The sequence below is a fragment of the Sulfurovum sp. genome (genome assembly GCF_041562805.1).
Lineage (GTDB): Bacteria > Campylobacterota > Campylobacteria > Campylobacterales > Sulfurovaceae > Sulfurovum.
The window spans coordinates 1-2,092 of sequence record NZ_JBFFOH010000266.1 but is presented as its reverse complement, the minus strand read 5'-3'; the positions used below and the strand labels follow the sequence as shown (position 1 = coordinate 2,092).

At 37.1% G+C, this 2,092-nt stretch carries 2 protein-coding genes; both read right to left on the bottom strand.

Annotation, left to right across the window (positions count from 1 at the left end; all coding sequences use genetic code 11):
* Positions 1–1,367 (bottom strand): alanine--tRNA ligase (gene alaS / locus ABYK33_RS15580; RefSeq protein ID WP_373034239.1); only part of this gene is annotated, 1,367 nt, incomplete at its 3' end.
* 164 nt (positions 1,368–1,531) lie between these two features.
* On the bottom strand, positions 1,532–1,972 hold the full coding sequence (locus tag ABYK33_RS15575) for a hypothetical protein (protein WP_373034238.1): 441 nt from the start codon (positions 1,970–1,972) through the stop codon (positions 1,532–1,534).
* Positions 1,973–2,092: the final 120 nt, after the last annotated feature.

The window sequence follows — 2,092 nt, the reverse complement described above, 5'->3', positions numbered from 1 at the left end:
TAACCTACAAATTCATTGACATCAAACTGCTCTTTAAGTGCTTTAAAGTCACCTGTTTCTGCAGCGTCACCTGTACCTTTCCAATTCGCTTTAGATTGCGCTTTTTGCGCTTCCATCTTCGCATCAAATGCATCGATATCAAGTTTAATATTTTTCTCACGTAGCATATCTTCTGTAAGGTCAAGCGGGAAACCATACGTATCATAGAGTTTAAATGCAACTTCACCATTGAATACGTCAGAAGTATTCTCCAATTCTTCATTAAAAAGTTTGATCCCCGCTTCGATCGTATCAAAGAAACGCTCTTCTTCCATCTTCATAGCTGCTTTGATCGCTTCAGCTCTACTTGTAAGATAGTCATATTGCTCACCCATTAGATTAATCAGTGTATCAACCAGTTTATACATAAACGGTTCACGTAACCCCAGTAAGTACCCGTGACGAATGGCACGACGCATAATACGACGAAGCACATACCCACGTCCCTCTTTGTCAAAGTTCACACCCTGAGCAAGCAAGAAAGAACATGAACGTAAGTGATCAGCGATCACACGGTAAGAAGCAGAATTCGCTGCATCAAAGTCATAAGGAGTACCTACAAGTTCACCTATTTTGTCCAGGAAAGGCATGAAAAGTGACGAATGGTAGTTGTTTAACTTACCCTCTTTAATAGCCACTACTCTCTCAAGACCCATACCTGTATCAATACTAGGTTTAGGCAGTGGGTTGAGTGTGCCATTTTCATCACGGAAGTACTGCATAAATACCAGGTTCCAGATCTCTAAAAATCTATCACCCTCTCCACCCATTTTGTCTTCCGGACCGCCAAAGTTTTCTTCACCCTGGTCATAGAAGATCTCAGAACAAGGGCCACATGGACCCGTATCACCCATCTGCCAAAAGTTGTCTGCATCACCAAAACGAAGGATACGATCAGCGGCTATATGCTTTTTCCACATCTCTTCAGCTTCATCATCACTGTCATGTACCGTTACCCACAGTTTATCTACAGGAAGATTCAAATACTTCTCGTCTGTGATAAACTCCCACGCATAAGCAATGGCTTCTTCTTTAAAATAATCAGCAAAAGAGAAATTTCCCAACATTTCAAAAAGTGTATGGTGACGTGCAGTGTAACCTACATTGTCAAGATCATTGTGTTTTCCACCTGCTCTTAAACAGGTTTGGGAAGAAGTAGCACGAGGTGTTGCAGGGATAGGTGCTTCACCTGTAAAGATATTCTTAAACTGTACCATACCAGCATTGGTAAAAATAAGTGTTGCGTCGTCTGGTACAAGTGGCGAAGATGGTATGAGCTGATGCCCTTTACTTTGAAAAAAGTCTAGAAATTCTTTTCTGATATCCATGATAAAATGATCCTAAAATTGTGTTATAAAAATTAGTGATATTTTATCTAAAATGTGGTTATTTGAAGGTAAAGGGGATATTTTGTTTAATTTTATTCCTCTTCCACTTCTTTATGAGTGGAAGAAATTAACAAATTTAATACTATATATGGGTATGTTTATTCTTAATATATATCAAATAGTGTACATCCATCATAAGTAGTAACATCATCAATATATCCATGAATTTCAAATAATGAATCATATCTGGTCTCACCTGTCTTAACGAGGAAACCATCTTCAACACATTCAAACTCTATACCATCAATACCTGCATCTGTCAATGGATTATTATCATATTCAATATATAAATCATCAACAATACTGTTTGTTAGAAAATCAAAATTACAATTATCTCCTCTTAAATCAAACGTAAACGCACCTTCAAAGTTTGTTATACCACTTAAACCGCTGTCACAATGATAAATTATTTCACTAACACCATCACCAGAACTATCTGTAATAAAATATGTTTCGGGTATTGGTCCATCATCACTTCCACCTCCACAACCACTTAATAACACAACAGATACTCCCGATAGTATCAACATCATAAACTTTTTCACGACAAACCCTTTTACTTTAAATATAAAAAATAATACTCAATAATTGTGTCAGATTTGTGTCAATAACTTAGCTATTTTTTCACTACCATTTTTTTCAACGATCTCCATAAGCCCTCTACT